General features: G+C 55.7%; 25 protein-coding genes. 7 read left to right on the top strand and 18 right to left on the bottom strand.

From position 1 onward, the window contains the following. Nucleotides 1–77 precede the first annotated feature (77 nt). A complete protein-coding gene (locus tag CFI10_RS05815) occupies nucleotides 78–971 on the top strand; it encodes an AEC family transporter (protein WP_206840483.1) in 894 nt (297 codons plus the stop codon). A 63-nt stretch (nucleotides 972–1034) separates the two neighbouring features. Here the strand turns inward: CFI10_RS05815 and CFI10_RS05810 are convergent, their stop codons facing one another. The 13 genes from CFI10_RS05810 to CFI10_RS05750 all read right to left on the bottom strand — a co-directional run bounded on the left by CFI10_RS05810 (nucleotide 1035) and on the right by CFI10_RS05750 (nucleotide 15952). After that, nucleotides 1035–1310, bottom strand: a complete 276-nt coding sequence (locus CFI10_RS05810) for a ComEA family DNA-binding protein (RefSeq protein WP_091825622.1) — start codon at nucleotides 1308–1310, stop codon at nucleotides 1035–1037. Nucleotides 1311–1431: 121 nt separating this feature from the next. Beyond that, nucleotides 1432–2145 (bottom strand): orotidine-5'-phosphate decarboxylase, encoded by a 714-nt coding sequence (gene pyrF, locus CFI10_RS05805; RefSeq protein WP_091825619.1) that lies wholly within the window; start codon nucleotides 2143–2145, stop codon nucleotides 1432–1434. Nucleotides 2146–2156: 11 nt separating this feature from the next. Further along, complete coding sequence (lapB, locus tag CFI10_RS05800; RefSeq protein ID WP_091825616.1) at nucleotides 2157–3341, bottom strand: lipopolysaccharide assembly protein LapB; 1185 nt, start codon at nucleotides 3339–3341, stop codon at nucleotides 2157–2159. 1 nt (nucleotide 3342) lies between these two features. Continuing rightward, nucleotides 3343–3648, bottom strand: a complete 306-nt coding sequence (locus tag CFI10_RS05795) for a LapA family protein (protein WP_091825613.1) — start codon at nucleotides 3646–3648, stop codon at nucleotides 3343–3345. A gap of 39 nt (nucleotides 3649–3687) precedes the next feature. Beyond that, complete coding sequence (locus CFI10_RS05790) at nucleotides 3688–3984, bottom strand: integration host factor subunit beta (RefSeq protein WP_091825610.1); 297 nt, start codon at nucleotides 3982–3984, stop codon at nucleotides 3688–3690. 67 nt (nucleotides 3985–4051) lie between these two features. After that, entirely contained in the window at nucleotides 4052–5734 is a 1683-nt protein-coding gene (rpsA, locus tag CFI10_RS05785) for a 30S ribosomal protein S1 (RefSeq protein ID WP_206840481.1), read from the bottom strand. Nucleotides 5735–5762: 28 nt separating this feature from the next. Next, a complete protein-coding gene (cmk, locus tag CFI10_RS05780; protein WP_091825605.1) occupies nucleotides 5763–6455 on the bottom strand; it encodes a (d)CMP kinase in 693 nt (230 codons plus the stop codon). Beyond that, nucleotides 6455–8692: a bifunctional prephenate dehydrogenase/3-phosphoshikimate 1-carboxyvinyltransferase gene (locus CFI10_RS05775; protein ID WP_206840478.1), complete on the bottom strand. Its 2238-nt coding sequence runs from the start codon at nucleotides 8690–8692 to the stop codon at nucleotides 6455–6457. Before CFI10_RS05775 ends, cmk begins: the two co-directional genes overlap by 1 nt. After that, a complete protein-coding gene (gene hisC / locus CFI10_RS05770) occupies nucleotides 8686–9789 on the bottom strand; it encodes a histidinol-phosphate transaminase (protein WP_206840476.1) in 1104 nt (367 codons plus the stop codon). The genes CFI10_RS05775 and hisC overlap by 7 nt, the downstream gene beginning before the upstream one ends. 27 nt (nucleotides 9790–9816) lie before the next feature. Next, complete coding sequence (gene pheA, locus CFI10_RS05765; protein WP_206840474.1) at nucleotides 9817–10707, bottom strand: chorismate mutase; 891 nt, start codon at nucleotides 10705–10707, stop codon at nucleotides 9817–9819. A gap of 2 nt (nucleotides 10708–10709) precedes the next feature. Further along, nucleotides 10710–11792 (bottom strand): 3-phosphoserine/phosphohydroxythreonine transaminase, encoded by a 1083-nt coding sequence (gene serC / locus CFI10_RS05760; RefSeq protein WP_206840473.1) that lies wholly within the window; start codon nucleotides 11790–11792, stop codon nucleotides 10710–10712. Between the two features lie 32 nt (nucleotides 11793–11824). Then, nucleotides 11825–14467 (bottom strand): DNA gyrase subunit A, encoded by a 2643-nt coding sequence (gene gyrA / locus CFI10_RS05755; RefSeq protein WP_206840471.1) that lies wholly within the window; start codon nucleotides 14465–14467, stop codon nucleotides 11825–11827. Nucleotides 14468–14584: 117 nt separating this feature from the next. Then, nucleotides 14585–15952, bottom strand: coding sequence for an HDOD domain-containing protein (locus CFI10_RS05750; RefSeq protein WP_206840469.1), 1368 nt, complete (start codon nucleotides 15950–15952; stop codon nucleotides 14585–14587). Between the two features lie 112 nt (nucleotides 15953–16064). Here CFI10_RS05750 and ubiG point away from each other — a divergent pair, with 112 nt between their 5' ends. From ubiG to CFI10_RS05735, 3 genes are read left to right on the top strand one after another with little or no spacing between them, the layout of a single operon-like run. Continuing rightward, nucleotides 16065–16784 carry a bifunctional 2-polyprenyl-6-hydroxyphenol methylase/3-demethylubiquinol 3-O-methyltransferase UbiG gene (ubiG, locus tag CFI10_RS05745; RefSeq protein WP_206840466.1) on the top strand — a complete coding sequence of 240 codons (720 nt, stop codon included), beginning with the start codon at nucleotides 16065–16067 and terminating at the stop codon, nucleotides 16782–16784. Further along, nucleotides 16784–17488 carry an HAD family hydrolase gene (locus tag CFI10_RS05740; protein WP_206840464.1) on the top strand — a complete coding sequence of 235 codons (705 nt, stop codon included), beginning with the start codon at nucleotides 16784–16786 and terminating at the stop codon, nucleotides 17486–17488. Before ubiG ends, CFI10_RS05740 begins: the two co-directional genes overlap by 1 nt. 10 nt (nucleotides 17489–17498) lie before the next feature. Then, nucleotides 17499–18254, top strand: a complete 756-nt coding sequence (locus CFI10_RS05735; RefSeq protein ID WP_206840463.1) for a YciK family oxidoreductase — start codon at nucleotides 17499–17501, stop codon at nucleotides 18252–18254. A gap of 9 nt (nucleotides 18255–18263) precedes the next feature. Here the strand turns inward: CFI10_RS05735 and rluB are convergent, their stop codons facing one another. From rluB to CFI10_RS05715, 4 genes are all read right to left on the bottom strand, one after another. Further along, nucleotides 18264–19190, bottom strand: a complete 927-nt coding sequence (gene rluB / locus CFI10_RS05730; RefSeq protein ID WP_091825579.1) for a 23S rRNA pseudouridine(2605) synthase RluB — start codon at nucleotides 19188–19190, stop codon at nucleotides 18264–18266. A 117-nt stretch (nucleotides 19191–19307) separates the two neighbouring features. After that, a complete protein-coding gene (locus CFI10_RS05725) occupies nucleotides 19308–19706 on the bottom strand; it encodes an H-NS histone family protein (RefSeq protein WP_091825576.1) in 399 nt (132 codons plus the stop codon). Nucleotides 19707–19793: 87 nt separating this feature from the next. After that, a complete protein-coding gene (locus tag CFI10_RS05720) occupies nucleotides 19794–20414 on the bottom strand; it encodes an L-threonylcarbamoyladenylate synthase (protein ID WP_206840460.1) in 621 nt (206 codons plus the stop codon). 35 nt (nucleotides 20415–20449) lie between these two features. After that, entirely contained in the window at nucleotides 20450–21313 is an 864-nt protein-coding gene (locus CFI10_RS05715; protein ID WP_242530132.1) for a PHP domain-containing protein, read from the bottom strand. A gap of 56 nt (nucleotides 21314–21369) precedes the next feature. Between CFI10_RS05715 and CFI10_RS05710 the strand changes: the two genes are divergently transcribed. The 3 genes from CFI10_RS05710 (at nucleotide 21370) to CFI10_RS05700 (ending at nucleotide 22974) form a co-directional block, all read left to right on the top strand. Beyond that, nucleotides 21370–21924 carry a septation protein A gene (locus CFI10_RS05710; RefSeq protein ID WP_206840459.1) on the top strand — a complete coding sequence of 185 codons (555 nt, stop codon included), beginning with the start codon at nucleotides 21370–21372 and terminating at the stop codon, nucleotides 21922–21924. After that, a complete protein-coding gene (locus CFI10_RS05705; RefSeq protein ID WP_206840458.1) occupies nucleotides 21924–22223 on the top strand; it encodes a YciI family protein in 300 nt (99 codons plus the stop codon). Before CFI10_RS05710 ends, CFI10_RS05705 begins: the two co-directional genes overlap by 1 nt. Nucleotides 22224–22371: 148 nt before the next feature. After that, nucleotides 22372–22974 (top strand): OmpA family protein, encoded by a 603-nt coding sequence (locus CFI10_RS05700; RefSeq protein WP_242530131.1) that lies wholly within the window; start codon nucleotides 22372–22374, stop codon nucleotides 22972–22974. Between the two features lie 150 nt (nucleotides 22975–23124). On the opposite strand, the gene ltrA is transcribed toward CFI10_RS05700, so the two are convergent. Continuing rightward, nucleotides 23125–24531, bottom strand: a complete 1407-nt coding sequence (gene ltrA / locus CFI10_RS05695) for a group II intron reverse transcriptase/maturase (RefSeq protein WP_242530130.1) — start codon at nucleotides 24529–24531, stop codon at nucleotides 23125–23127. Nucleotides 24532–24539: the final 8 nt, after the last annotated feature.

The raw sequence follows: 24539 nt of genomic DNA, 5'->3' as shown, positions 1-24539 counted from the left end.
TGGCAAATCCTGTACACTGTGCGGTTCGATAGGACCGCCCTACCGGTCGCTGGTATCTGCAGGATTAAGGAAAGGATATGGAGAGCACGGTTTACACACTGCTGGAACGGATCTTTCAGACCGTATTCCCGCTGGTTGCCATCGTCAGCGTGGGCTATTTCTATGCCCGCTGGCGCAACACTGACATGTCGATCGCCAACCGAATCAACATCGATGTATTTTGCCCCGCACTGATCTTTTCGGTCATGTCTGCAAAATCCTTCGATTTGCCAACCTACTCCATGCTGGCCATTGGGGCCGCTGTGGTTGTACTGGGATCGGGGTTATTGCTGCTGCCTGTTTGCCGCCTAATGGGCGTCAAAGGCAAGACGTTTCTCCCCCCCATGATGTTCAACAACAGCGGCAACCTTGGCATACCACTGCTGGTACTCGCGTTTGGCGAGCAGGCATTGCCAGCCGCTGTTGTACTTTTTCTGGTGGAAAACCTGCTTCACTTCACGGTGGGCACCTACATGCTGGACCATCGTACCAACCCTCTGAACGTGCTGCGCATGCCAATGATCATCGCCACCATTGCCGGATTACTGGTCAGCAGCTTCAATGTTACGCTGCCCACAACCGCACAGGTCCCTATTGATATGCTGGGTCAGATCGCGATCCCACTGATGCTGTTTGCACTTGGCGTACGGATGACCAGCGTGGACTTTACCCACTGGAGAGTTGGGGTGTGGGGGGCCATACTCGCTCCACTGAGCGGCATCGCGGTAGCGCTTATGTTATACCCGATACTGAATCTGCCCGCCGAATATTTTGCCTATCTGCTGATCTTCGGCGCCTTGCCGCCGGCAGTACTGAATTACATGATCGCAGAACGCTACAATCAGGAGCCACATCTGGTTGCATCGATTGTACTGATCGGCAATATCGGAAGCCTTGTCACCATTCCGGTGGTGCTCGCATTCGTACTTTAGAACGGGCAGCGGCAGGCGGTTTCGCCTGCCTGAGAGTATGGATCAGGGAGTGATGGCAAGGGGTCAGCGGGGTTCGATGATAATCTGAGTGCGATTTTTCTCGATCGTGGCAGCGCCGATGCCCTTTACGTCAGTCAATTGATCGACACTGACGAAAGGACCATTGGCTTCACGATACGCAACAATTGCTTCAGCCTTTGCAGGCCCAACACCATTAAGGGAAGTTGCAATTTCAGCGGCTGTAGCCGTATTGATATCAATCGGTTCAGCGGCCATGGACAGGGGTGAGAACAGTAGCGCACCGGCGAGAGCGGCGGCAGACAGCAGGCGTTTGATCATGACTTTCTCCTTGTCATATGGAAGCCAGTCACTCCCTGACCGGCTCTAATACTCTAAGTCCATCACACTGTAATTTACAACCCTTACAGACCATCCATTGATCCGGATCAGGATTGGAATATCAACCCAGCGCTGCCAAAACCTCTTCACGAATCTCGGCAGCAACGGTTGAGGGTGCTTCCGCCTGGGTGATCGGGCGACCAACCACCAGGTAATCACTGCCAGCAATAATCGCCTGTGCCGGGGTCATGATCCGACGCTGATCTCCCTGCTCGGCTGAAGCGGGACGTATTCCGGGTGTCACCAGCGCAAAATCGCCTGTGACAGCCGCCCGAATTGCAGTAACTTCCTGTGCTGAGCACACAACACCGTCCAAACCACTGCTGTGCGTCAGCCTGGCCAATCGCACCACCTGCTCCAGCGGGTCGATATCCAGACCGACCTCGGCCAGATCACCCCGCTCCATACTGGTCAGAACGGTCACTGCGATCAGCAGGGTACTGGCCTCATTGACCTTGTCCAGCGCCTCGCGCGAGGCCTCCATCATGCGCCGGCCACCGGAAGCATGCACATTGACCATCCACACGCCCAGTTCGGCTGCCGCCTGCACGGCACGTGCCGTTGTATTGGGGATATCGTGAAACTTCAGATCCAGGAACACATCAAAGCCAAGCTTCTGCAGGGCCTCTACGATGGATGGACCACAGCGCGTGAACAGTTCCTTGCCTACCTTGACGCGGCATAGTGCCGGATCAAGCTGTTGCGCCATCTGCAGGGCAGCCACCCGATCGGGATAATCAAGGGCCACGATGATTCTGTTGGTATCGAGGGTCATGCTCTTCTCTCTTATTCGCCTTCCAGTCCCTGGATCGGCCGAGTGCTACTCCACTGCTTGCAGGAGGGACACTGCCAATGCAGCGTACGACCGGCAAAACCGCAGTGGTTACATTGATAAACGGGCTTGCTTTGCTCCAGCTGGCCAGTCAGGCCGCGCAACACTGTCAGGCTTTGACGTGCGCTGCTGGAACCATACTCAATATGCATGTCGATCAGGCGGTTAAAGCCCTTTATCGAGGGACGTTTCTTCAGCTCTTCTGTCAGAAAGACACCAGCCGCAAACACGTCCTTCTGGCTGCGAATGCGATCGGCCAGCGCAATGATTACACTGGCAGAGGGTGCCTTGCTGAGACAGGCACGCAGATAGCCTTCAAACTCTGCCAGCGAACCCAGCTCACTGTAGCAGCGCTGTAACAGCGGTATTGTTTCGGAGACCAGCAACACATCCTGTTCAAGTACCTGCTTGAGACTCTTGATCGCATGTCGCCAGCGCCCGGCCTCGATTTGAAGTTTCGCTCGTATAAGACTGGCTCTGGCACAATTCGGGTCATACAACAGGGCCTGACGCAGGAAGCGTTCGGCTTCGGCATCACCCTGCCGTGACAGGCGCTGAGCCAACTCACAGCAATAATGCGCAAGCTCATGCCTGATTTCGCGCAACTCCTGAGTCTGCAACTGGCTGGCGGTATCCAGTGCCTGCCGCCACTCACCCTCTTTTTCGTAAAGCTTGATCAAAAGCGTTTGCGCCTTGCGCTTCATCTCTTGACCGCCAGCCTGACGAATAATATCCGACAACAGATTTTCAGCCCGATCGAGCAGGCCGATGGCATCATAGTCGCGCGCCAGCGCCATCTGGATACGCAAAAAGTCCTGCTGACTCAGGTCAGGCCGCGCAAGCAGCTTTTGATGAATGCCGATCGCACGTTCAACATCGCCTTTGCGTCGAAACAGCTTCGCCAGAGTGAGGTGTGCCGGAATGGTATCGGAGTTGATTTCAAGGGCACGGATGAAGCTCTCGATCGCCTCATCGGTTTTTTCGCTGATCAGGTAATCGAGGCCGATGAAGTACTCGCGACTCAGATTAACCTTGCGTTCCTGCTCAAGCTGCGCCGAACGGTTTTGGGATCGCCCCAACCACCAGCCTGCTCCCACTGCCAGAAACAGGGGAACAATAAGCAGATAATCCGCACTCATTTCAGGTACTGTCTTTCAGGCCAGCCGTGCGCAACTGGTCCAGCTCCTTGCGAAAGGCAACCACCTTGCGTTGAGAAGAGTGGAGCCTCGTTTTAAGGGACAGAATGGTCAAAATGCTCAGCACAATGCCGCACAGAGCGCCCAGAACAAAAGTCGCAATCAACCAGAGTGACAGACTTGCCTGCGGCAGCTGAAAGAACACCAGATCAATGGTGACCTGATCTGTGTTGTGAATGGTGAACAGAATACCGACACCGATAACGATCAGCCCCAGCACTATGGTAATCAGGTTTTTAAGCCAGTTCACTCGTAATTCCTCTGCGTTGTACCGCCCCGGTACAAGAGATCAATAGCCGGTCTTGAGTCCTTCATTGACCTGATCTCTCAGTTCCTTGCCAGGCTTGAAGTGGGGAACGTGCTTGGCCGGCAAGGGTACCGCTTCGCCGGTTTTCGGGTTCCGCCCCATTCTCGGTGCCCGATAGTGTAACGAGAAGCTGCCAAAACCGCGAATCTCAATGCGCTCACCGGTAGAGAGTGCATCGGTCATGTGATCCAGCATGGTTTTCACTGCCAGCTCCACATCTTTCACAGACAGCTCAGGATGCGCGTCTATCAAGCGCTCGATCAACTCAGACTTGGTCATAACACCTCCGGTTGAGACCAGGTTCCGCACCCGGCCCCGGGTGCGGAGTCGAACTTGAGCCGTTGGCTCAGGAGTCCTGTTTTTTCATCTGTTCCTTGATCAGGTCACCGATGGTCTTCGGACCTGCGTCCTCAACCGGCTGCTCCTGAACGGACTTCATCGCCTGACGGGTCTGCTCCTGTTCCAACTGACGCACCGACAGGTTGAGTGTTCGGTTACGGCGATCGACACTCTGAACCGCTGCTTCGAGTTGATCACCTGATTTAAGCTCAGTAGTCAGATCAGCGATGTGGTCATGCGAAAGCTCCGCGACCTTGAGCACACCTTCAACACCCTCGGCAAGCTCTACCAAAGCCTGGCGCGGCGTTACCTCACGAATAGTACCCCTGACACGGCTGCCCTTCGGATGCTGATCGGCATACTCTGTGAAGGGATCGGAATCGAGCTGCTTGATACCCAGCGCAACTCGCTCACGCTCCGGATCAATCGACAGCACAACGGCTTCGACCTCATCCCCCTTGTTGTACGCCTTCATCGCTTCTTCGCCCGGCAGGTCCCATGACAGGTCGGAGAGATGGACCAGACCGTCAATGCCGCCATCAAGCCCGATAAAGACACCAAAATCGGTAATGGAGCGCACCCGCCCCTTGAGCCGGTCACCCTTGGCAAACTGACTGGAGAAGGCTTCCCAGGGGTTCGGCTGGCACTGTTTCATACCCAGTGATATACGCCGGCGCTGCTGATCGATATCGAGGATCATGACTTCGATCTCTTCCCCTACCTGAACTGCCTTGGAGGGATGGATATTCTTGTTGGTCCAGTCCATTTCGGACACATGCACCAAACCTTCAACGCCGGTACTGATTTCCGCAAAGCAACCGTAATCGGTCAAGTTGGTAACCCGCGCCTTGACCTTGCTGCCAACGGTATATTCCTTGGTCAGCTGATTCCAGGGATCTTCCTGCAGCTGCTTCAGACCCAGAGAAACGCGCTTGCGCTCAGGATCGTATTTCAGCACCTTCACATCGATTTCATCACCGACGTTGAGTACTTCGCTCGGGTGCTTGACTCGCTTCCAGGCAATATCGGTAATATGGAGCAGGCCGTCGATACCACCCAGATCGATAAAGGCACCGTAGTCGGTAAGGTTCTTGACGATCCCTTTGACCACCAGGCCTTCTTCCATTTTTTCCAGCAGCTTTTCACGTTCCTTGCTGTAGACTTCCTCCAGCACGGCACGGCGAGATACCACCAGATTGTTGCTGCGCTGATCCAGCTTGACGATGCGGAACTCCAGTTCCTGACCTTCAAGGTGAGAGGTATCACGCAGCGGGCGAATATCTACCAGAGAACCTGGCAGGAAGGCATTGAGGCCATTGACCTCGACCGTGAGGCCACCACGCACCCGACCCACGATATGACCATGCACACTTTCGCCTGCCTCGTAGGCCTGCTCCAGCACTCCCCAGGATTCGGCACGCTTGGCACGCTCACGCGAGAGGACAGTCGAGCCAAAGCCATCTTCCAGTGCTTCGAGGGCAACACGTACCTCGTCACCCACCTTCAGATCGACTTCTCCCTTGTCATTACGGAACTGTTCCAGAGGGATAACCCCCTCGGACTTAAGTCCGGCATTGACGATCACAAAGTCATTCTCAATCGCCACAACAGTGCCGGTTACAATGGAACCCGGCGCCATATCCAGCTCTTTCAGACTCTCTTCGAACAGCTCCGCAAAACTTTCGCTCATTACTGATCCTTCCCAGGTTTCGGCTACATCAACGTAGGCCTCTGTGTCTTGCCTCATCCAATACGGCTTGTAACACCTCTTTAATGCTCATCAAGGTGGAATCCAGTATCACCGCATCCGGCGCCGGCTTAAGGGGCGCAACTGCACGATTCATGTCGCGTGCATCACGCGCCTTTATATCGTTCAATATATCACCAAGGCTAGCACCGGGTTCCTTGCTAATCAACTGCTTATAACGTCGTTGTGCACGCTCTTCGGCACTGGCATCAAGGTATATTTTCAAACCGGCCTGGGGGAACACCACCGTCCCCATATCACGACCGTCAGCCACCAGTCCCGGCGCAAGCGCAAAATCACGCTGACGGCTCAACAAAGCCTCACGCACGGGTCCCAGCGCCGCCACTACCGAAGCATCCTCTCCTACCCGCTCGTTACGGATGGCATGGGTCACTTCTTCGCCTTCAAGGATAATCTGAGTATCCCCCCCATCTGTCGCCTTGAAACGCACATCAAGGTGAGCCGCCAGTACTTCCAGCGCCTCTACATCATCCAGCTCAACCCCATGGTGACGGGCAGCCAAAGCGGTTACGCGATACAGCGCACCACTGTCCAGCAGGTGCCAGCCCAACTCGCGTGCCAGCAACTGACAGACTGTTCCCTTGCCCGACCCACTGGGGCCATCCACCGTAATGACGGCGGCCTGTTTTTCCTGGCTGGACATCAGCCCTCCTCCTTATGCACATTCAGACCCAGTCTTTGCATCAACTCGATCAGATCGGGGCATGCTGCCAACAAACAGCCGCCTCCGCCAATTTTGAGTGTATTTTCGCCGCAGAGCCCAGCCGCCAGCGCCGCCATGGCAACCCGGATCTGCCCATTCAACATGATCTCACCACCCTCGATGCACCCACCGGTTACTTCGATTCGGTCATTATCCAGCTCTAGCCGCACACCCAATTGCTGTAACAGCTGCGCTGTTTGCGCCACCGGATTTTCCTCCTTGCGACGCAATCCATCCAGCCCGGTAAATCGGCTGTGTCCCACTGCACAGGCTGCAGCCACCAACAACAGAGGTACCTCGTCGCTGGCCGTGGCAAGATCTGACAGGTCCACTGTCACTGCAGACAGTGGCCGCCCCGCCTTGACATGAATATCGGCTACCGGTTCCCCTGCCTGGAGGTGCTGCTCAGACAGTGTAATGACAGCCCCCATGCGCTCAAGCACGCGCAGCGCACCCGCTCGACTGGGATTAATACCCACCCCTTTGAGCAGCAGGTCAGCCCCAGGGCTGAGACTGGCTACCAGCATAAACAGTGTCGCCCAGGACAGGTCGCGCGGAACTTCGATAGGTGCAGCTCGCAGCGATTGAGCAGGTTTAAGGCAGACCTCCCCGGCGTCACTGCTCATATCAACTCCAAGCGCTGACAGCATCCGTTCGGTGTGATCACGTGTCGCCACCGGCTCAACCACTCGGGTTTCACCTTCTGCCCACAACCCTGCCAGCAGCAGCGCTGATTTAACCTGTGCACTGGGCATCGGCAGGGTATAGCGAACACCCCGCAACCTGCGCCCCCCTTTTATTTTCAGTGGCGGGCAGCCGCCAATACCGGTTTCAATATCCGCTCCCATCAGACGCAGCGGCTCCGCCACACGTGACATATTGCGTTGACTCAGGGACTCGTCACCGAACAGCTCGGTATCGAACGGCTGAGCGACCAGCACACCCGCCAAAAGACGCATCGAGGTAGCTGAGTGACCCAGGTAGAGCGGCCCGGGTGGCGGTTTAAGCCCATGCAGGCCAACTCCGTAGATTCTGACCCTGCCCTGATGCGGACCTTCAATGACTACGCCCATATCACGCATTGCCTGCAACGTCGCCAGGCTGTCTTCACTTTCGAGAAAACCACTGATATCCGTTACGCCATCGGCTATGGCCGCAAGAATAATCGCCCTGTGTGAAACCGACTTATCACCCGGCAATACCAGTTCACCTACTGGTGCAGCATCACTGCTGACACGCAAGCTTACTCCAGCCGCATGATCATTCGATGAATAGGCTGACCCCGTCAGTAATCGGGTAAAGTGATCTCGAGCCGCCTTGGCTCGCGTGAAGATTCCCAGCATCGTCTGGCTATCGCCAGTGTCAATGGCACTGCGCAGACGAGTCAGACCGGTGGTATAACGATCAATCTGCGCCAGCACCGCACTTCGATTGGCAACACAGATGTCATGCCACATGGTTGGGTCGCTGGCAGCAATGCGCGTGAAGTCACGAAAGCCGCCTGCGGCATAACGAAAAATATCCAGATTTTCCTCTTCACGCGCCAGTGTATCGACCAACGAAAATGCCAGCAGGTGCGGCAAGTGGCTTGTTGCAGCCAGCACTTCATCATGCCGTTCAACTTCCATCTGCAATACTTCGGCACCTACCGCCTGCCACAGGCGTGCCAACTCAAGCGTGGCATTTGGATCGGTCTCGGGCAGCGGTGTTAGGATCACCTTATGTCGCTCGAACAGGTCAGCATCGGCAGCACGCACACCGCTTTTCTCGGCACCGGCAATGGGGTGCCCAGGAATAAAGGTCGGTGGCAATTGCCCGAACAGACGACGTGCGGCTGCTACCAGGCTTCCCTTGGTGCTGCCGACATCCGTCACCAGTGTGCGCAAACGCAGCCAGGGACGAATCTGTTCAAGCACACTTTCCATCGCCTTGACCGGAACGGCCAGGACGATCAGATCAGCCGCTGACACTTCCGCTTCAAGGTCAGTGGCAACACGATCAATCACACCCAGCTCGAGACCCAGCCGGCACTCCTCCTCACTGCGATCGGCACCCACGATTTCACGAACACAGGAACGAATCTTCAGTGCCTTGGCAAAAGAGCCACCTATCAGCCCCAAGCCAATGATCAGCACTCTGTCGAGCTGGTATTGCGACTTACCAGAGTAGTTCAGCACGCCAGCACCTGTTTGAGTGCCCGCAGGAACCGGTCATTTTCATTTGTCAGACCGATACTGATACGCAGATGCTGAGGCATCCGGTATCCGCCCAATGGCCGCACGATCACGCCTTCATGCAGCAGTGCCTGAAACAGGGGCTGGGCCGGGCGTGCCATATCGGCAGTGATGAAGTTCCCGAACGAGGGGATATAACCGACTCCAAGCTGTTTCAGCCCCTGCTCGAGCTGAGCCATTCCCCTGCGATTAAGCTCGACACTGCGAGCCAGGTAATCACCGTCATCCAGAACAGCCTCAGCAGCCGCAAGCGCGAGATGGGATACATTGAACGGTTGCCGTACACGGTTAAGCAGATCGGTAATCACTGTACTGGCGGCAGCAAAACCGACGCGCAGGCCGGCAAGCCCCCAGGCCTTGGAAAATGTGCGGGTCACCACCAGATTCGGGAACTGAGGCAGTAACTCCAGCCCATCCGGAAAGTCTCCAGCCTCAACATATTCCGTATAGGCTTCATCCAGCACGACAATGACATGCTCCGGCACGGCTGCCAGAAATGCTGTCAGCTCGTCACGCATCAAGGCGGTGCCGGTTGGGTTATTCGGGTTGGCAATGAAAATCAGGCGGGTACTTTCTGTAATGGCTTCAGCCATCGCCTGAAGATTGTGGCCATAATCACGAGCGGGCGTGATGACCGCCTTGGCACTACAGGCCTGAGTCACAATGGGATACACCGCAAAGGCGTATTCGGAGAAGATAACCTCATCTCCGGGTTGAAGAAAGGCACGCGCGATCAGCTCAAGCACGTCGTTGGAGCCGTTACCCAGCGTCAGCTGTTCTGGCATCAGTCCATAATATTGATGCAGCGCCGCCTTGAGACGAAAGCCATTACTGTCTGGGTAACGGGTAGCTTCGGCCAATGCTTTCTGTATAGCTTCAATCGCATACGCACTGGGTCCCAGCGGATTCTCATTGCTGGCAAGCTTGATGATATCGTGTATCCCCAGCTCACGCTCCAGCTCCTCAACCGGCTTGCCTGCTTCGTAGGGGTGCAACCCCTGTACTCCAGGTGTCGCCAGTGCCATAAAATCACATGACATCCCTTGGCATCCTTATACTGTATGAACTCAGAGCACCGCTTTCGGGTAGGATCCGAGAAATTTTACCTCGATATCGAGACCATCCAGTTCCGTCAGCAATTCGATAACTGCGGGATCTTCACGATGACCTTCGAAATCAATATAGAACAGCATTTTCCAGTCGTGCTCACCGCTGCTGCGTGTTTCCAGACGCGTCAGACTGATATTGCGTCGGTGAAAAGGCGACAAAAGATCATGCAGCACGCCAGGCTCATCACGGCAGATGAGCAACAGTGAGGTTTTGTCATCACCGCTGGGACCAATCGCTTCACGACCAACGACCAGAAAACGGGGGCAACGATCAGTGGCCTGCGCTGCCGCTTCGGGAGCCAGCTCCACTTCACCGCATATATACAGGCCGAAGCGGCGAAACAGATCCAGCGTATGCCGGATCAAACCGGCATCCTCACTCTCGATGGGGACAACCGCATAGTGAGCACTGCCCTGCTCCACTTCACTGAACACCTGCTCCAGGCTTGGCAACGCCTGACAATGAACAGCCTGCCCGAAATGCTTCTGCGCTGCCTGCTGTGTAAAGGTGCCTTCAGGACCGAGGAACACCGCACGCATCGGCTGCTCAAGCGCAAGGCAGACCGACATGATCTCGCGAAACAGGCGTGCAACGGCCTGATCGGGCAACGGCCCCTCGTTGCGGGCCATTACGGCTCTCAACACCTGCGCTTCACGTTCAGGTCGGTAAAATACCGGTGTCTCGCCCCCTTCGCGATAGCGCTCCTTCACTTCAGCCACGCCCTGTGCCAGCCGGGCGCGATCATTCAGCAGCTGGTGGATCTGACGATCCACCGTATCGATGCGATCACGCAACACCCGCAGTTCCGCTTCCTGCGTATCTACCGCACCCTTGTCAGTCGCCTTCATACTCAGGCCTGCTCTTTTTCGAACCGCTGCATGAAGTCGATCAACGCATCCACCGCCGCTTCTGGTACCGCGTTATAGATGCTCGCCCGCATGCCACCAACAGAGCGATGCCCCTGAAGATTGAGCATTCCTTCTGCTTCTGCCAGTTCAAGGAAACGTTTTTCCAAAGCGGCATCGGCCAGCGTAAACGGCACATTCATGATGGAACGGTTGTTGATCGCTACCGGATTGCCGTAGAAATCGCTGGCATCAATGGCCGCATAGAGCTTAGCGGCCTTGCGGCGGTTCAGTTCGGCCATCGCCTCTACACCGCCCTGGCGCTTGAGCCACTGGAACACCAGCCCGGCCAAATACCAGCCAAAGGTCGGCGGCGTGTTGTTCATGGAGTCGGCGTCAGCGTGGATTTTGTAGTCGTACATGCTTGGCGTACCCGCCAGCGTCTGGCCGATCAAATCTTCACGCACGATCACCACCGTCAGGCCAGCAGGACCAATATTCTTCTGTGCGCCGGCGTAGATCAGGCCAAAGCGGCTGACATCCACAGGGACAGACAGAATATCGGAAGACATATCAGCAACCAGTGGCACATCGCCGCAGTCGGGAATGTAGTCAAACTCGACACCACCAATGGTTTCGTTGGTGGTGTAATGCAGATAGGCCGCCCCAGGTGTCAGCTGCAGTTCTGACTGCGCCGGTGCCGAGGTGTAGTTATTGCCTGCGGTGCTGGCAGCCACATTCACCTGCGCATAGCGCCGGGCTTCCTTGACCGCCTTGCCGGACCAGATGCCGGTATCGATATAGTCCGCGCAGCTCGCACCACGCAGCAGGTTCATCGGCACCATGGCAAACTGGGCCGTTGCACCACCCTGCAGGAACAGCACCTTGTAGTTGGCCGGGATGCCCATCAGGTCGCGCAGGTCCTGCTCGGCCTGAGCCGCAACACCAACATACTCGTCACTGCGATGGCTCATCTCCATAATAGAGAGCCCCTGACCGTGCCAGTCCAGCAGCTCAGCCTGTGCCTGTTGCAGCACCTCTTCCGGCAGGGCTGAAGGCCCTGCACTGAAATTGTATTTACGTGTCATTTCAGCTTTGAATTCCAGTTAGATAAAGGGAATCAGGCATCACTGCCGGTATCATCAGCCTGAGTATCCTGCGCATCATCGGCAGCCTCTTCCGGTACCTCGGTGCGTGATTCGGCACTGTCTTCTGCCGCTTCAAGATCCTCTTCGTCAGGCTCTTCAATACGCGCAATCCCCACCAGCGCCTCTTCTTCAGCCAGGCGGATCAGCATCACGCCCTGAGTGTTGCGGCCCAGACTTGAGATTTCACTGCTGCGCGTCCGTACCAGAGTACCGCGGTTGCTGATCAGCATCACATCGTCGCCTTCGAACACCTGCACCGCACCGGCCAGCTGGCCGTTACGCTCGGTACACTGCATGGCGATCACACCCTGACCACCACGACCGCGCAGTGGGAACTCGTCCACACGGGTCTTCTTGCCGTAACCGTGCTCGGAAGCGGTCAGTACTTCGCCTCCTGCCTGCGGCACCATCAGGGCTATGACCTGGACATCATCATCCATGCGCACACCGCGAACACCGCGTGCCGTGCGGCCCATGGCGCGAACATCGTTCTCGTTGAAACGGATCGCCTTGCCGGCACTGGTCACCAGCATGACATCATCCTGACCACTGGTCAGAGACGCGCCGATCAGGCGGTCACCTTCCACAATATCCAGTGCAATCAAACCGGTACTGCGCGGACGCGAGAAGGCATCCAGCGGTGTCTTTTTCACGGTACCGTTGGCAGTTGCCATGAAAATGAATCGGTCAGGATCAAACGCCTGCACCGGCAGAATGGTGCTGATCCACTCGTTTTCGGCCAGTGGCAGAATGTTGACCACTGGGCGACCACGGGAGGCACGACTGGCCGGAGGAATTTCGTAAACCTTAAGCCAGTACACCTTGCCCATGTTGGTGAAACAGAGAATGGTGTCATGGGTATTGGCAATCAGCAGGTGTTCGATGAAGTCTTCATCTTTCATTGCCGTCGCTGATTTGCCCTTGCCACCACGGCGCTGAGCCTGATAATCGGTCAGAGGCTGAGTTTTGGCGTAACCGGCATGAGAGATCGTCACCACCATATCCTCTTCGGTGATCAGATCCGCCACGGTCAGATCCTGCATCGAGGCCTGAATCTCGGTACGGCGCTCATCGGCATACTCTGCCACCAGCGCTTCCAGCTCTTCGCGGATCACTTCCATCAGGCGCTCATAAGAGCCCAGAATATGCAGCAGCTCGGCGATCTTGTCCAGCAGCTCACGGTATTCAGCGATCAGCTTCTCGTGCTCAAGGCCGGTCAGGCGGTGCAGACGCAGGTCGAGGATTGCCTGGGCCTGAACCGGTGACAGGTAATAACGACCGTCGCGCATGCCATACTGGGGCTCCAGATCTTCAGGCCGGCAAGCGGTTTCACCTGCACGTTCCAGCATGTCGGTCACATTACCCGGCACCCAAGCGGTTGCGATCAGACGTTCTTTCGCTTCGGCAGGAGAAGGAGACTGCTTGATCAGTTCGATGACCGGATCGATATTGGCCAGCGCAATTGCCAGACCTTCCAGTACATGCCCACGTTCGCGTGCCTTGCGCAGTTCAAAGATGGTACGGCGGGTCACCACTTCACGGCGGTGACGAACGAAACATTGAAGAATCGTTTTAAGGTCCAGAATCTTCGGCTGACCATCAACCAGCGCCACCATGTTAATCCCGAACACACTTTGCAGCTGAGTCTGGGCAAACAGGTTATTGATGATCACTTCGGGCACTTCACCACGGCGCAACTCGATCACGATGCGCATGCCGTCCTTGTCAGACTCGTCTCGAAGCTCGCTGATTCCCTCTATTTTCTTCTCTTTGACCAGCTCAGCGATTTTCTCGATCAGACGCGCCTTGTTCAGCTGATACGGGATCTCGGTGATCACCAGCATCGGCCGGCCGTTTTTGGGATGGTCTTCGATATGGTGGCGCGCACGCACATAGATGCGGCCACGACCGGTACGATAGGCCTGCAGGATGCCGGCTCGACCATTGATAATGCCACCGGTGGGGAAATCAGGCCCCGGAATGAACTCCATCAGCTCATCGATACTGATATCCGGGTTATTGATCAACTCCAGGCAGCCCTTGACGATTTCGCCCAAGTTATGCGGCGGGATATTGGTCGCCATACCCACGGCAATACCGGACGAGCCGTTCACCAGCAAATTGGGAACCCGCGTCGGCAGCACGGCCGGGATACGCTCCGTACCGTCATAGTTGTCGACGAAATCAACGGTTTCCTTTTCCAGATCGGCCAACAGCTCATGGGAAATCTTGGCCATTCGGATTTCGGTATAACGCATGGCTGCAGCCGAGTCGCCATCGACTGAACCAAAGTTGCCCTGACCATCTACCAGCATGTAACGCATGGAGAAGTTCTGCGCCATACGCACGATAGTGTCGTATACCGCACTGTCACCATGAGGGTGGTACTTACCGATTACATCACCCACCACACGGGCAGACTTTTTGTAAGGCTTGTTCCAGTCATTGTTCAGTTCGTTCATGGCGAAGAGTACACGCCGATGAACCGGTTTAAGGCCGTCACGCACATCCGGCAGAGCACGCCCGACGATGACGCTCATGGCATAATCGAGATAGGACTGTTTCAGCTCATCTTCGATGTTGACTGGCAGAACTTCTTTGGCTAAATCACCCATTCGCTCAGCTTTCCTTGATCCGGTACCTGGGCACACCCTGATGGCGCGCTTTCAAACCGCGGGAGTATACCACAGCTGAGCGGATTTCACGCTAACCGGCCGACTCCCTGACAGGGATCAAGCATCATCGAGCATCTGCTGCAGCGCCTTGGGCAGGGCACTTCGGCGCTGACGAAGCAAAGGCTTGACCTTACGCTCCCAGACCTGCTCTGCCGTAGCCCCCTCCCAGCCCACGTGCGCCAGATACTCCTGCAAAAACAGGGGCTCATCGACACTCCCCCCCTGCTCTCGCCAGTCCAGCAACCAGGCTGAAAGGTGTAACAACGCAACCCGATCCTGCATCTCGGCTGGCAGTCGGCGCGGCTGAACAAAATCAGGGTAGTGCTGCAAGGCGATACTGCTCCAGACCGGCTCAGGCAGCTGCCAGGCCTTAAGCAGCTCAGCCCCCACCACACCGGGATGTATCTGACCAATCATCGCTTTGAAGGCCGGGTTTTGGCGCTGCAACAGTTCGATTACGATACGGCCTACGTCATGCAGCAGCGCGATGGTGGCCATTTCGGCGGGCCGCGCTCGACCACTGGCCTGTGCAAGGGCAAACACAAGATAGGAGAGCAAGAGCGCACGATGATAGCTGACACGAAAACGATCCGTATCCGGCAGGCTTTTGCGCATGCTTTCGGCCATGATGATCTGATACACACCTTCAAAGCCCAGCAGACTCACCGCATGGCTCAGATCGGTAATTTTCTGGTCAAAATTATAGCGTGATGAATTGATCGCTTTCAGCAGGGTCGCCGTGAGGGAGGGATCCTGACGCACCAGCTCTGCAATCTGGGAGTGTGTTGTTTTTTCATCGAGCAGCCGATTAAGCAGCTCCACACTGGAAACCGGCAATCTCGGTATACGGGCAATGATTTGTTGTACCGGCTCTGAACCTGCAAAGGCTTCAGCCGCATCGGCGGCAGAAGTAAACAGCACCGAAGACAGCCGTTCATAACGCTGCTGCGCCCGACGATAATGATCCAGCAACTGCAGAAATCGCTCTGCGGCCGAGTGCTGTGCCATTTGCAACAGCACCAACTGAGTGGATTCCTGCAGCTGACTGAACGCAGCATCACTCAACAGCAACAACTGCCCATCACTCTGGGCCTGCACGCTGAAGCGAGGCAGGCCTGATCCTTCAGCACCTATAAGGTTCAGTGCCGTAGTCACTTCCAGACTGATCGCCTCTTCGGTTGCGGCAGGCGCCACGCGAACAGTACCCGACTGAAGCAAAATATAACTACTGGCCAGCTCCGACTGCACTGCCAGCAGGTCATCACCGGCAGCAAAACGAACAACACTCGCCCGATTGAGCAGCTCTACCATGGCAGTCTCGGAGTGTTGCGCCCGCCCCGTCAGCAGCGGCGGTTGTTTCCGCACCCCTGACGCCCGAGGCTTGTCTTCCGCACCCGTATCATTGCGTTTCCAGAAACCGATCATCCTTTTACTCCCGGCGTGTATTCCCTGATGTATTGAAAGAGGTGAATTTCCGACCCTCAAACCATAGTGCTAGAATGCGGCATATCTGATTCTGGACGCAAGGGCAAAACTGATGAGTGACGAGCGTACGCCGAATATTGATCCGGCCGAGATTGCCAAATTCGAGGAGCTGGCCAGCCGTTGGTGGGATCGCAACAGCGAGTTCAAGCCTCTGCACGACATCAACCCTCTGCGGGTGGACTTTATCGATCGAATCGGCTCCCTGGCTGGCAAGACCGTTCTGGATGTAGGTTGTGGCGGCGGCATACTGTCCGAGGCAATGGCACACCGTGGCGCCGAGGTCACCGGTATCGACATGGGCGAGGCCCCGCTCAAGGTTGCCAAACTGCATGGATTGGAGAGCGGTGCCCGCGTCAGCTACCGTCGCATCACGGTAGAGGACCTGGCCGATGAGATGCCCGGCGGCTTTGACCTGGTCACCTGCATGGAAATGCTGGAACACGTCCCTGACCCCGAGTCTGTGGTACGCGCCTGCGCCCGCCTGGTCAAACCCGGTGGGCAGGTGTTCTTCTCCACTCTGAACCGCAACCCCAAAAGCTACCTGTTTGCCATTCTAGGTGCCGAGCGCATGCTTAAACTGGTTCCTGATGGCACCCATGACTTCAACAAATTCATTCGCCCGGCCGAGCTGGGCGGCTGGGTACGAGGCGCCGGTCTTAATGTGGGGGAAATGAGCGGTCTGGTTTACAACCCATTGACCAAGGTGTACCGCCTTGACCCGAGCGATGTTGGCGTCAACTACATGCTGGCCTGCAGTCGGAGCCCGGAATAATGGCAACCATCGATGCCGTGCTGTTTGACCTGGACGGCACCCTGCTCGACAGCGCTCGCGACTTCCACCGCATTATCAACCGCATGCTAAACGAAGCCGGGCGCGAGCCAATTGAATTCAGTGAGTTGCGTACCCAGGTTTCCAACGGCGCCCGTGCCATGGTGATGCATGCGTTCAAGCTGGAGCAGGACGCGGATGCTTTTCCTGCGCTGCACCAGCAACTGCTCGATTACTATGGCACTGATACCTGCCAAGACAGCAGACTGTTTGACGAGATAGAGCCTCTGCTGAGCTGGCTGGAAGAAAGAGGGATTCGCTGGGGCATCGTCACCAACAAGCCACAGCGTTTCACCCTCACCTTGCTTGACAGCCTCAACCTGACCGAACGCTGTGCCAGCCTTGTCTGCCCGGAGGATGTCAACGCCAGCAAACCCGACCCAGAAGGCCTCTGGCTGGCCTGCCAACAGCTGGAGGTCGACCCGGCCAGGTGCATCTACGTGGGTGATCACAGGCGGGACATCGAAGCAGGTCACGCCGCAGGCATGATCACCGTCGCGGCAGCCTGGGGCTACCTGAACGCCGGAGAACAGGCCGAAGACTGGAACAGTCACTATATTTCACATCAGCCATCAGAGCTGCAGCCGCTGCTAAACTCATTATTGTTACAGGCTGAAAACATACTCCCGGAAAAACCGGGAGTTTAAGGAGCTAAGGATGTTTCACTACGATGCACCGGCCGAGCTGCTCAAGGACCGGATCATTCTGGTTACCGGCGCCGGCGATGGGATTGGCCGTGCCGCTGCCTGGCACTACGCCAGACACGGCGCCACCGTGGTACTGCTTGGCCGCACCCTGGAAAAGCTTGAATCACTGTATGACGAAATCGAGAGCGCCGGTCTGCCCCAGCCCGCCATCGTACCCATGAATCTGGACACTGCGGTCGAGCATGATTATATCGAGCTGAGCAACCAGCTGTATGATGAGTTCGGCCACCTGGACGGGGTACTGCACAATGCCGGCATTCTCGGCATGCGCACCCCGATCGAAAACTATGATCCGGTTACCTGGGAAAAGGTCATGCGCGTTAATGTACACGCCCCCTTCCTGCTGACTCAGGCGCTTTTACCATTGCTGCACAAGTCCAGCGATGCATCCGTGATCTTTACATCGTCAGGCGTAGGGCGCACAGGCCGTGCCTACTGGGGAGCCTATTCGGTGTCAAAGTTTGCGACCGAAGGGATGATGCAGGTACTGGCAGACGAGCTGGATAACGACCCGGCCATTCGGATCAACGCCATCAATCCGGGCGCGACCCGCACCCAGATGCGCAGCTACGCTTACCCCGCCGAGCCACCCGAAACCAACCCCACCCCGGCTGAAATCATGCCGCTGTACCTTTACCTGATGGGGCCGGACAGCAAAGGGGTCAATGGCCGCTCCATGGACGCTCAGGGTCAGGAATCCGCCTGACCCCGGAACTCAGACCCGACGCCCGCGATTACCGGTGTTTCGCTTACCCACCGAGCGGGCCTTGGTTTTGCCACTGCGACGCTTCTCTTCCACCGCAGCAGGCTGCCCTTTGATGACTGCCTGGCGCACTTTCTGGCGCTTGTACAGGCGCTGCTCCTTTTCTGCCTCATTTGGTGTCGGGCGATGGGTACGAGCGGTATCCAGCTCCAGCTCACGTGCCAGCAACTCAACCTCTTTGGGCGGCAGTTCACGCCAGGTGCCTACCTTGATATCGCTGGGCAGGAATACAGGACCAAAGCGCACCCGCTTGAGCCGGTTAACCTGCAGCCCCTGCGATTCCCACAAGCGACGCACTTCACGGTTACGCCCTTCCATCACAACACAGTGATACCACTTATTGGCGCCTTCACCGTCGAAGTAACGCACATCAGTGAATTTGGCCATGCCGTCATCCAGCAAAACACCCTGCTTCAATCGCTCCAGCATGTCATCGTCCACATTCCCAAGCACCCTGACCGCATACTCGCGGTCGATCTGCATGGAGGGATGCATCATACGGTTGGCCAACTCGCCGTCAGTGGTAAAAATCAGCAGCCCCGTGGTATTGATATCGAGTCTGCCAATGGCAACCCAACGCCCCTGTTTGAGGGGAGGCAGATTATCGAAAACCGTCGTCCGCCCTTCAGGGTCATGCCGCGTACACACTTCACCCAGCGGCTTGTTGTAAATCAGAACACGACGCTCTGCCATCGAGGCAAAGGTCAGCGTGACCGGCTTGCCATCCAGAACGATTTTGTCAGCAGCGCTGACCCTGTCGCCCAGCTTGGCTGGCTGATCATTCAGGACAATACGACCTTCTTCTATCCAACGCTCCATCTCACGACGTGAGCCAAAACCGGAGCGCGCCAAAACCTTTTGCAATTTTTCATCTGACATTTTGACGTCTCTTTTCGGGGCACCTGACGACTGCCCTGTTGATATAAATCGGCGAAAAACCAAAAAAGCCCCTTCGGGTTTCCCCGAAGAGGCTATCGCCACATGCATGATGCCCGATCAATCAACGGTGGGCAACTGCTCCTTGGTCAGATTATTCGCGTCCATATATTCACGGAAGGCAACCGGTGTACGGCCACGACCAGACCAGGCGTGCTCATTACCTTCGCTATCCTTAATAACGTATTTGGCCTTGACCGCTTTTTTACGCGCAACCGGCTCAACATTCTGCTTTAGCTCTTCCAGCCCAATACCGGCTTCGCGCATCAAACGCTGGATTTCTTCTACCTGATGCTTTTTGGCCTGCTGCTCCTGCTCTTCACGCAGCTTAGCCTCTTCAAGCTCCAAGCGAATATCGTTAAGGTCAGTAATAACCTTATCGATTTCGGCCAGTGTCATCTCCTGGCAGTGCTTACGCAGAGAATTTTTGCGAGTCAGAATCTTGTTAAAATCAGTCATATTTTGCCGCCATAAATTAATTGAACAGGTGAATGTGCTTAATTATCGCTACAAAACTTTTTTTTTCAATACTGACAGCAAAAAATCCTATTTAAAATGTGAAGTATCAGCAGCCCCTTCACGCACGACAACCGGCACTTCATCGACCATATTAATCACACTGGTTGCTTCCATACCGCAATATCCACCATCAATGATCAGATCAACCTGATGTTGAAGCAGGTCTCGCATTTCGTATGGATCCGTCATTGGCAACTCCTCACCCGGCATAATCAGGGAGGTACTCATAATGGGCTCGCCAAGCTGGGATAAGAGCGCTGCAACGATCGGATTATTCGGTACACGAATACCGATCGTGCGACGCTTCGGATGCAGCAACCTGCGTGGCACTTCTGTAGTGGCAGGCAGGATAAATGTATACGCCCCAGGGGTATGCGCCTTCAAGAGACGAAAGGTCTGATTATCCACTTTGGCATAGGTACCTATAGAGGAAAGATCGTCGCATACCAGGGTAAAATTATGTTTATCATCCAACTGCCGAATACGCTTGATACGATCAACCGCCTTTTTATCTCCCAAATGGCAACCCAGCGCATAGGCACAATCAGTGGGGTAGATGACAACCCCGCCTGAACGAATAATCTCTACCGCCTGTTGAATCAGGCGTGCCTGGGGGTTTTCCGGGTGTATCTGAAAAAACTGGCTCATTTTCAAGCCTCCTGTCGAATCAGCACTGAACTGCTTCAGCGCCTGATAAAGTCATAAATAAGATGCCTGTCGCTTTCGACGGCAGGGAAACGGCCAAGTCGCGTCCAGGTCATGTCCGGATTGTGAAAATCACTGCCGGACGAAATTTTAAGGTCAAGTGTATCCGCTATTCTCAACAACAGACCTACCTGGTCTCGGCTAACATTGGGACAACCAATCTCAATACCATCAATTCCAGACTTGGCAAGCTCAGCAATCAGCAACCTCAGCCTTGAAAAGGTTAAACTGTACTTTGTTGGATGGGCCAGAATGGAAAAGCCGCCGCTTTTGCGGATAATATCAATCGACTCAACGATATCCGGCCATTCCGCCTTCACATCACCGGGCTTGCCCTGCCCAAGGTAACGATCAAACGCCTCATTTTCACTGCTTACAACGCCTGCCGCCAGCAATGCACGCGCAAAATGAGGCCTGCCGATTTGACCATCCCCTGCCTGTGCTCTGGCAAGTTCAATAATGTTATCCGGCACACCACGAGCAACCAGCTTGCGTGCGATTTTATCAGCTCTGGTAACACGCAACTCTGCCAGCCGGGCTTCATAGTCTTTCCAACCCGGGTAGTCAGGATCAATCCCCAAGCCCAGCAGATGCAGCACACGTCGATTCCACAGGCAGGTAAGTTCCACACCAGGTATCAACGTCAAGCCGGCATCGTTGGCCGCCTGCTGCGCCTCCGCAAGCCCTGCCAGCGTATCGTGGTCAGTCAATGCCATATACTCGACCGCTGCATCCACCGCCCTTGCAACCAGCTCTGACGGGGACAGTGCGCCATCAGATGCGGTACTATGCATGTGGAGGTCAAACCCTGGCAGGCGTGCCACTTTTGTGGACTCAGTCACGATAAGCTGTTTACCTCTGTTGAAATGAACCTTTCACCAACCATATTAGCGGCCCGATGAAACTATTACTCGACTTTCTTCCTGTCATTATATTCTTTGCGGTATATAAATTCAGTGGTGACATCATTTTGGCCACCGCTGTGCTAATTCCGGCCACGCTGGCCCAGATGGCATACACCTGGCTCAAAACTCATCGGATCGAGAAAATGCAACTGGTCACCCTTGGTCTGGTTGTGATTCTCGGCGGCGCCACTGTGTTGCTGGACAACAAGGCATTCATTCAATGGAAGCCTACTGTTGTTAACTGGCTTTTTGCAGCAGCCTTCCTGCTAAGTCAGTTTATCGGCAAGAAACCCATCGTACAGCGCCTGATGGAGAGTAGCATCGAACTGCCATCCAAAGTCTGGAGCAATCTTAATATTGGCTGGATAGGCTTCTTCATTATTATGGGAATAGCCAACCTGGCGGTGGTCTACACCCTGAGCGAGGAAGCCTGGGTCAATTTTAAGCTGTTCGGCATGCTCGGCTGCACCCTCGTTTTTGTCATTAGCCAGGGCATTTATATATCCAGGCACATGCCCGAACAGGAAGAGAACAGCGGAGAAAACTGATGTACTACGCCATCATTGCAGAAGATATTGAAAATTCACTTGAAGCCCGCATGGCCGCACGGCCTGACCACCTTGCACGGCTGGAACAACTCAAAGGTGAAGGGCGTCTGCTGGTTGCAGGCCCCCACCCTGCCATTGACAGTCAAGATCCAGGGCCTGCCGGATTCACTGGAAGCCTCGTCATTGCAGAGTTTGCATCGCTTGAAGCCGCCCGCCAGTGGGCCGATGACGACCCTTACTGCAAGGCAGGCGTCTATCAAAAGGTGACTGTAAAACCATATAAAAAAGTTCTACCCTAAGCTAATATAGCCGTTAGCTGCATACCGGATTCAGGTTACGGCTGCTTAACGGACTCAAGTTGCCTGTATGGGTGCCGTTAAGGAAAAACCTGATTGAATGTTCTATACTTGTACACAATTAAAAAACATCCACCTGGCACACAAGGATATGATGATGAAGAAAATTGCAATTGCTGCTGGACTGGCGATGGCACTGGGTACCTCAGCTGCAGTACAGGCTCAGGTTCCGGGTTATGCCGTAAACTCTGATGATACCATCTGGCGCACCAGCTTCGGCGAATGCTGGCACACCGGTTTCTGGACTCAGGATCAGGCAGTAGAAGGCTGTGATGGCGCTGTTGCCAAAGCTGAGCCGGCCGCCCCTGAAGCCGCTCCGGTTGCCACCATGGCTGATGTTGAGAAGAAGTTCGCTCTGTACTTCGACTTCGACAGCACTCAGGTTGGTGATGTAAGCAACATCGTTAACTACATCGGTTCACTGGCCAGCCTCCAGAGCGTGAAACTGGTAGGTTACGCTGACTTCATCGGTTCAGCTGCCTATAACGAACAGCTGTCCAAGCGTCGTGCTGAAGCCGTTGCCGCCAAACTGGGTCAGGCCGGTGTTGACTCCAGCAAAATGACTATCGGTTACATGGGCGAGTCCGCTCCGGTTGCAAACTGCACCGGTCGTGGCGCAGAACTGATCGCATGCCTGCGTCCAGATCGTCGTGTAGACGTTGAAATCATGGGTCAGAAGCGCGCTCAGCAATAAGAACCCTTCTGCTCTAATAAAAAGCCGGCCTTTGTGCCGGCTTTTTTGTTGGATGCTATCTGCCAGCGTTTATCCAACAATCGAGTAGGAGGAGGTCTTGCGACCTCCGTCCTCTCACACCACCGTACGTGCGGTTCCGCATACGGCGGTTCATGACATACATTTAAGCCGATGGTACTGATCCATCAGCGATACCAGTCCGATTCGATCAAACACTTTCTTCGGCAGCGCCTGGTTCAAGTGCGAGGCGCATGAGTTCCACCAAGGACCACGCCCATTGGTGGCACTGCGCCAAGCCCTGTCTTCAGACAGCCCCAGTCGCATCAGCATCTTGGCCCGGGTGAACGGCCGTTTCCATTGACGCCAGAGGATCTTGCGCAGATGACGACGGATCCAGCCATCCAGTGCCTCGAAGCTCCCTTTCACATCGCTATAACGGAAGTAGTTGAGCCAGCCCCGCAGTTTCGGGGTCAGTATCTCGACCGTCCGATAGATCCTCTGTCCTCGGCCTCGGCGAAGCACCTGCTTGATCGTGGCCTTCAGACGCTTCAGCGATTTCTCTGCCACTTTGAGCCGGATGTTCCGCTTGCGTTTATCCACGCTGTAGCCAAGAAAACTCCTGTTCCAGGGGCGATCGACCGCGCTCTTGCCCCGGTTGACGCGAAGTTTGAGTCGTTGCTCAAGATAGTCGGTCAATGAGGCAAGCACACGTTCTCCCGCCTTCCGGCTTTTCACGTAGATGTTGCAGTCGTCCGCGTACCGGCAGAACCGGTGGCCCCGCCGTTCCAGTTCTCGATCCAGATCCGTCAACAGGATATTGGACAGCAACGGCGAGAGGGGGCCGCCTTGTGGCGTGCCTTCCCGCCGCGCCGTTACCACGCCTCCTTCCATGATCCCGGCCTGTAAATAGGTACGGATCAGTTTCAAGACACGTGCATCCATGATCCTGCGCGCCAACCGCGACATCAGGATGTCGTGGTTGACCCGGTCAAAGAACGCTTCCAGATCGATATCGACCACCCAGCGTCGTCCCTCTTCCATGTAGGATCGGGCCTGCAGGACCGCCTGAGCGGCACTGCGTCCCGGTCGGAAGCCGTAACTGTGATCAGAGAACGTGGGTTCAAAGCGTGGACTGAGTACTTGATGCAATGCCTGTTGGATCAGGCGATCCAGAACACAGGGAATACCCAGCATACGGGTGCCTCCCCCGGGTTTGGGGATTTCAACCTTGCGCACCGGCTGGGGTGTATACCGCCCCTCCAACAGTTGCTGTTTGATCTCGGGCCAATGGGTTTTCAGGTAAGGCTTGAGCGCCTCGACTGTCATCCCATCCACCCCGGGCGCGCCTTTATTGCGACGAACCCGATCGTAGGCCAGCAGCATGTTGCCACGGGCCAGTACCGCTGACATCAGGTCCATGTCAGCCTCGCTCGGCAGTGATCCTGCGCCCGCTGTAACCGGCAACACCTCGCACGGGACCGCAACCGGGTTCTGCCCGGTCACCTCCTCGGCAAGTGATGGCGTCTCAGCCATCTGTTCAGTGTTGTTCAGGGTCATCAAGGGGC

This window comes from Marinobacterium iners, assembly GCF_017310015.1.
Taxonomy (GTDB): Bacteria; Pseudomonadota; Gammaproteobacteria; order Pseudomonadales; family Balneatricaceae; genus Marinobacterium; species Marinobacterium iners.
Note: the sequence above shows the minus strand (reverse complement) of the source record. Positions and strands in the feature narration are given on the sequence as shown.

Bases quoted from the DNA above. Each gene is read 5' to 3' on its own strand.
- CFI10_RS05790 (WP_091825610.1), bottom strand. From the start codon at position 3,984: ATGACCAAGTCTGAGTTGATCGAGCGCTTGATAGACGCGCATCCTGAG.
- gyrA (WP_206840471.1), bottom strand. From the start codon at position 14,467: ATGGGTGATTTAGCCAAAGAAGTTCTGCCAGTCAACATCGAAGATGAG.
- CFI10_RS05700 (WP_242530131.1), top strand. From the start codon at position 22,372: ATGATGATGAAGAAAATTGCAATTGCTGCTGGACTGGCGATGGCACTG.
- CFI10_RS05735 (WP_206840463.1), top strand. From the start codon at position 17,499: ATGTTTCACTACGATGCACCGGCCGAGCTGCTCAAGGACCGGATCATT.
- ubiG (WP_206840466.1), top strand. From the start codon at position 16,065: ATGAGTGACGAGCGTACGCCGAATATTGATCCGGCCGAGATTGCCAAA.
- CFI10_RS05750 (WP_206840469.1), bottom strand. From the start codon at position 15,952: ATGATCGGTTTCTGGAAACGCAATGATACGGGTGCGGAAGACAAGCCT.
- hisC (WP_206840476.1), bottom strand. From the start codon at position 9,789: ATGTCATGTGATTTTATGGCACTGGCGACACCTGGAGTACAGGGGTTG.
- lapB (WP_091825616.1), bottom strand. From the start codon at position 3,341: ATGAGTGCGGATTATCTGCTTATTGTTCCCCTGTTTCTGGCAGTGGGA.
- CFI10_RS05815 (WP_206840483.1), top strand. From the start codon at position 78: ATGGAGAGCACGGTTTACACACTGCTGGAACGGATCTTTCAGACCGTA.
- ltrA (WP_242530130.1), bottom strand. From the start codon at position 24,531: ATGACCCTGAACAACACTGAACAGATGGCTGAGACGCCATCACTTGCC.
- rpsA (WP_206840481.1), bottom strand. From the start codon at position 5,734: ATGAGCGAAAGTTTTGCGGAGCTGTTCGAAGAGAGTCTGAAAGAGCTG.
- CFI10_RS05810 (WP_091825622.1), bottom strand. From the start codon at position 1,310: ATGATCAAACGCCTGCTGTCTGCCGCCGCTCTCGCCGGTGCGCTACTG.
- CFI10_RS05710 (WP_206840459.1), top strand. From the start codon at position 21,370: ATGAAACTATTACTCGACTTTCTTCCTGTCATTATATTCTTTGCGGTA.
- CFI10_RS05725 (WP_091825576.1), bottom strand. From the start codon at position 19,706: ATGACTGATTTTAACAAGATTCTGACTCGCAAAAATTCTCTGCGTAAG.
- serC (WP_206840473.1), bottom strand. From the start codon at position 11,792: ATGACACGTAAATACAATTTCAGTGCAGGGCCTTCAGCCCTGCCGGAA.
- cmk (WP_091825605.1), bottom strand. From the start codon at position 6,455: ATGTCCAGCCAGGAAAAACAGGCCGCCGTCATTACGGTGGATGGCCCC.
- pheA (WP_206840474.1), bottom strand. From the start codon at position 10,707: ATGAAGGCGACTGACAAGGGTGCGGTAGATACGCAGGAAGCGGAACTG.
- CFI10_RS05720 (WP_206840460.1), bottom strand. From the start codon at position 20,414: ATGAGCCAGTTTTTTCAGATACACCCGGAAAACCCCCAGGCACGCCTG.
- CFI10_RS05740 (WP_206840464.1), top strand. From the start codon at position 16,784: ATGGCAACCATCGATGCCGTGCTGTTTGACCTGGACGGCACCCTGCTC.
- rluB (WP_091825579.1), bottom strand. From the start codon at position 19,190: ATGTCAGATGAAAAATTGCAAAAGGTTTTGGCGCGCTCCGGTTTTGGC.
- pyrF (WP_091825619.1), bottom strand. From the start codon at position 2,145: ATGACCCTCGATACCAACAGAATCATCGTGGCCCTTGATTATCCCGAT.
- CFI10_RS05705 (WP_206840458.1), top strand. From the start codon at position 21,924: ATGTACTACGCCATCATTGCAGAAGATATTGAAAATTCACTTGAAGCC.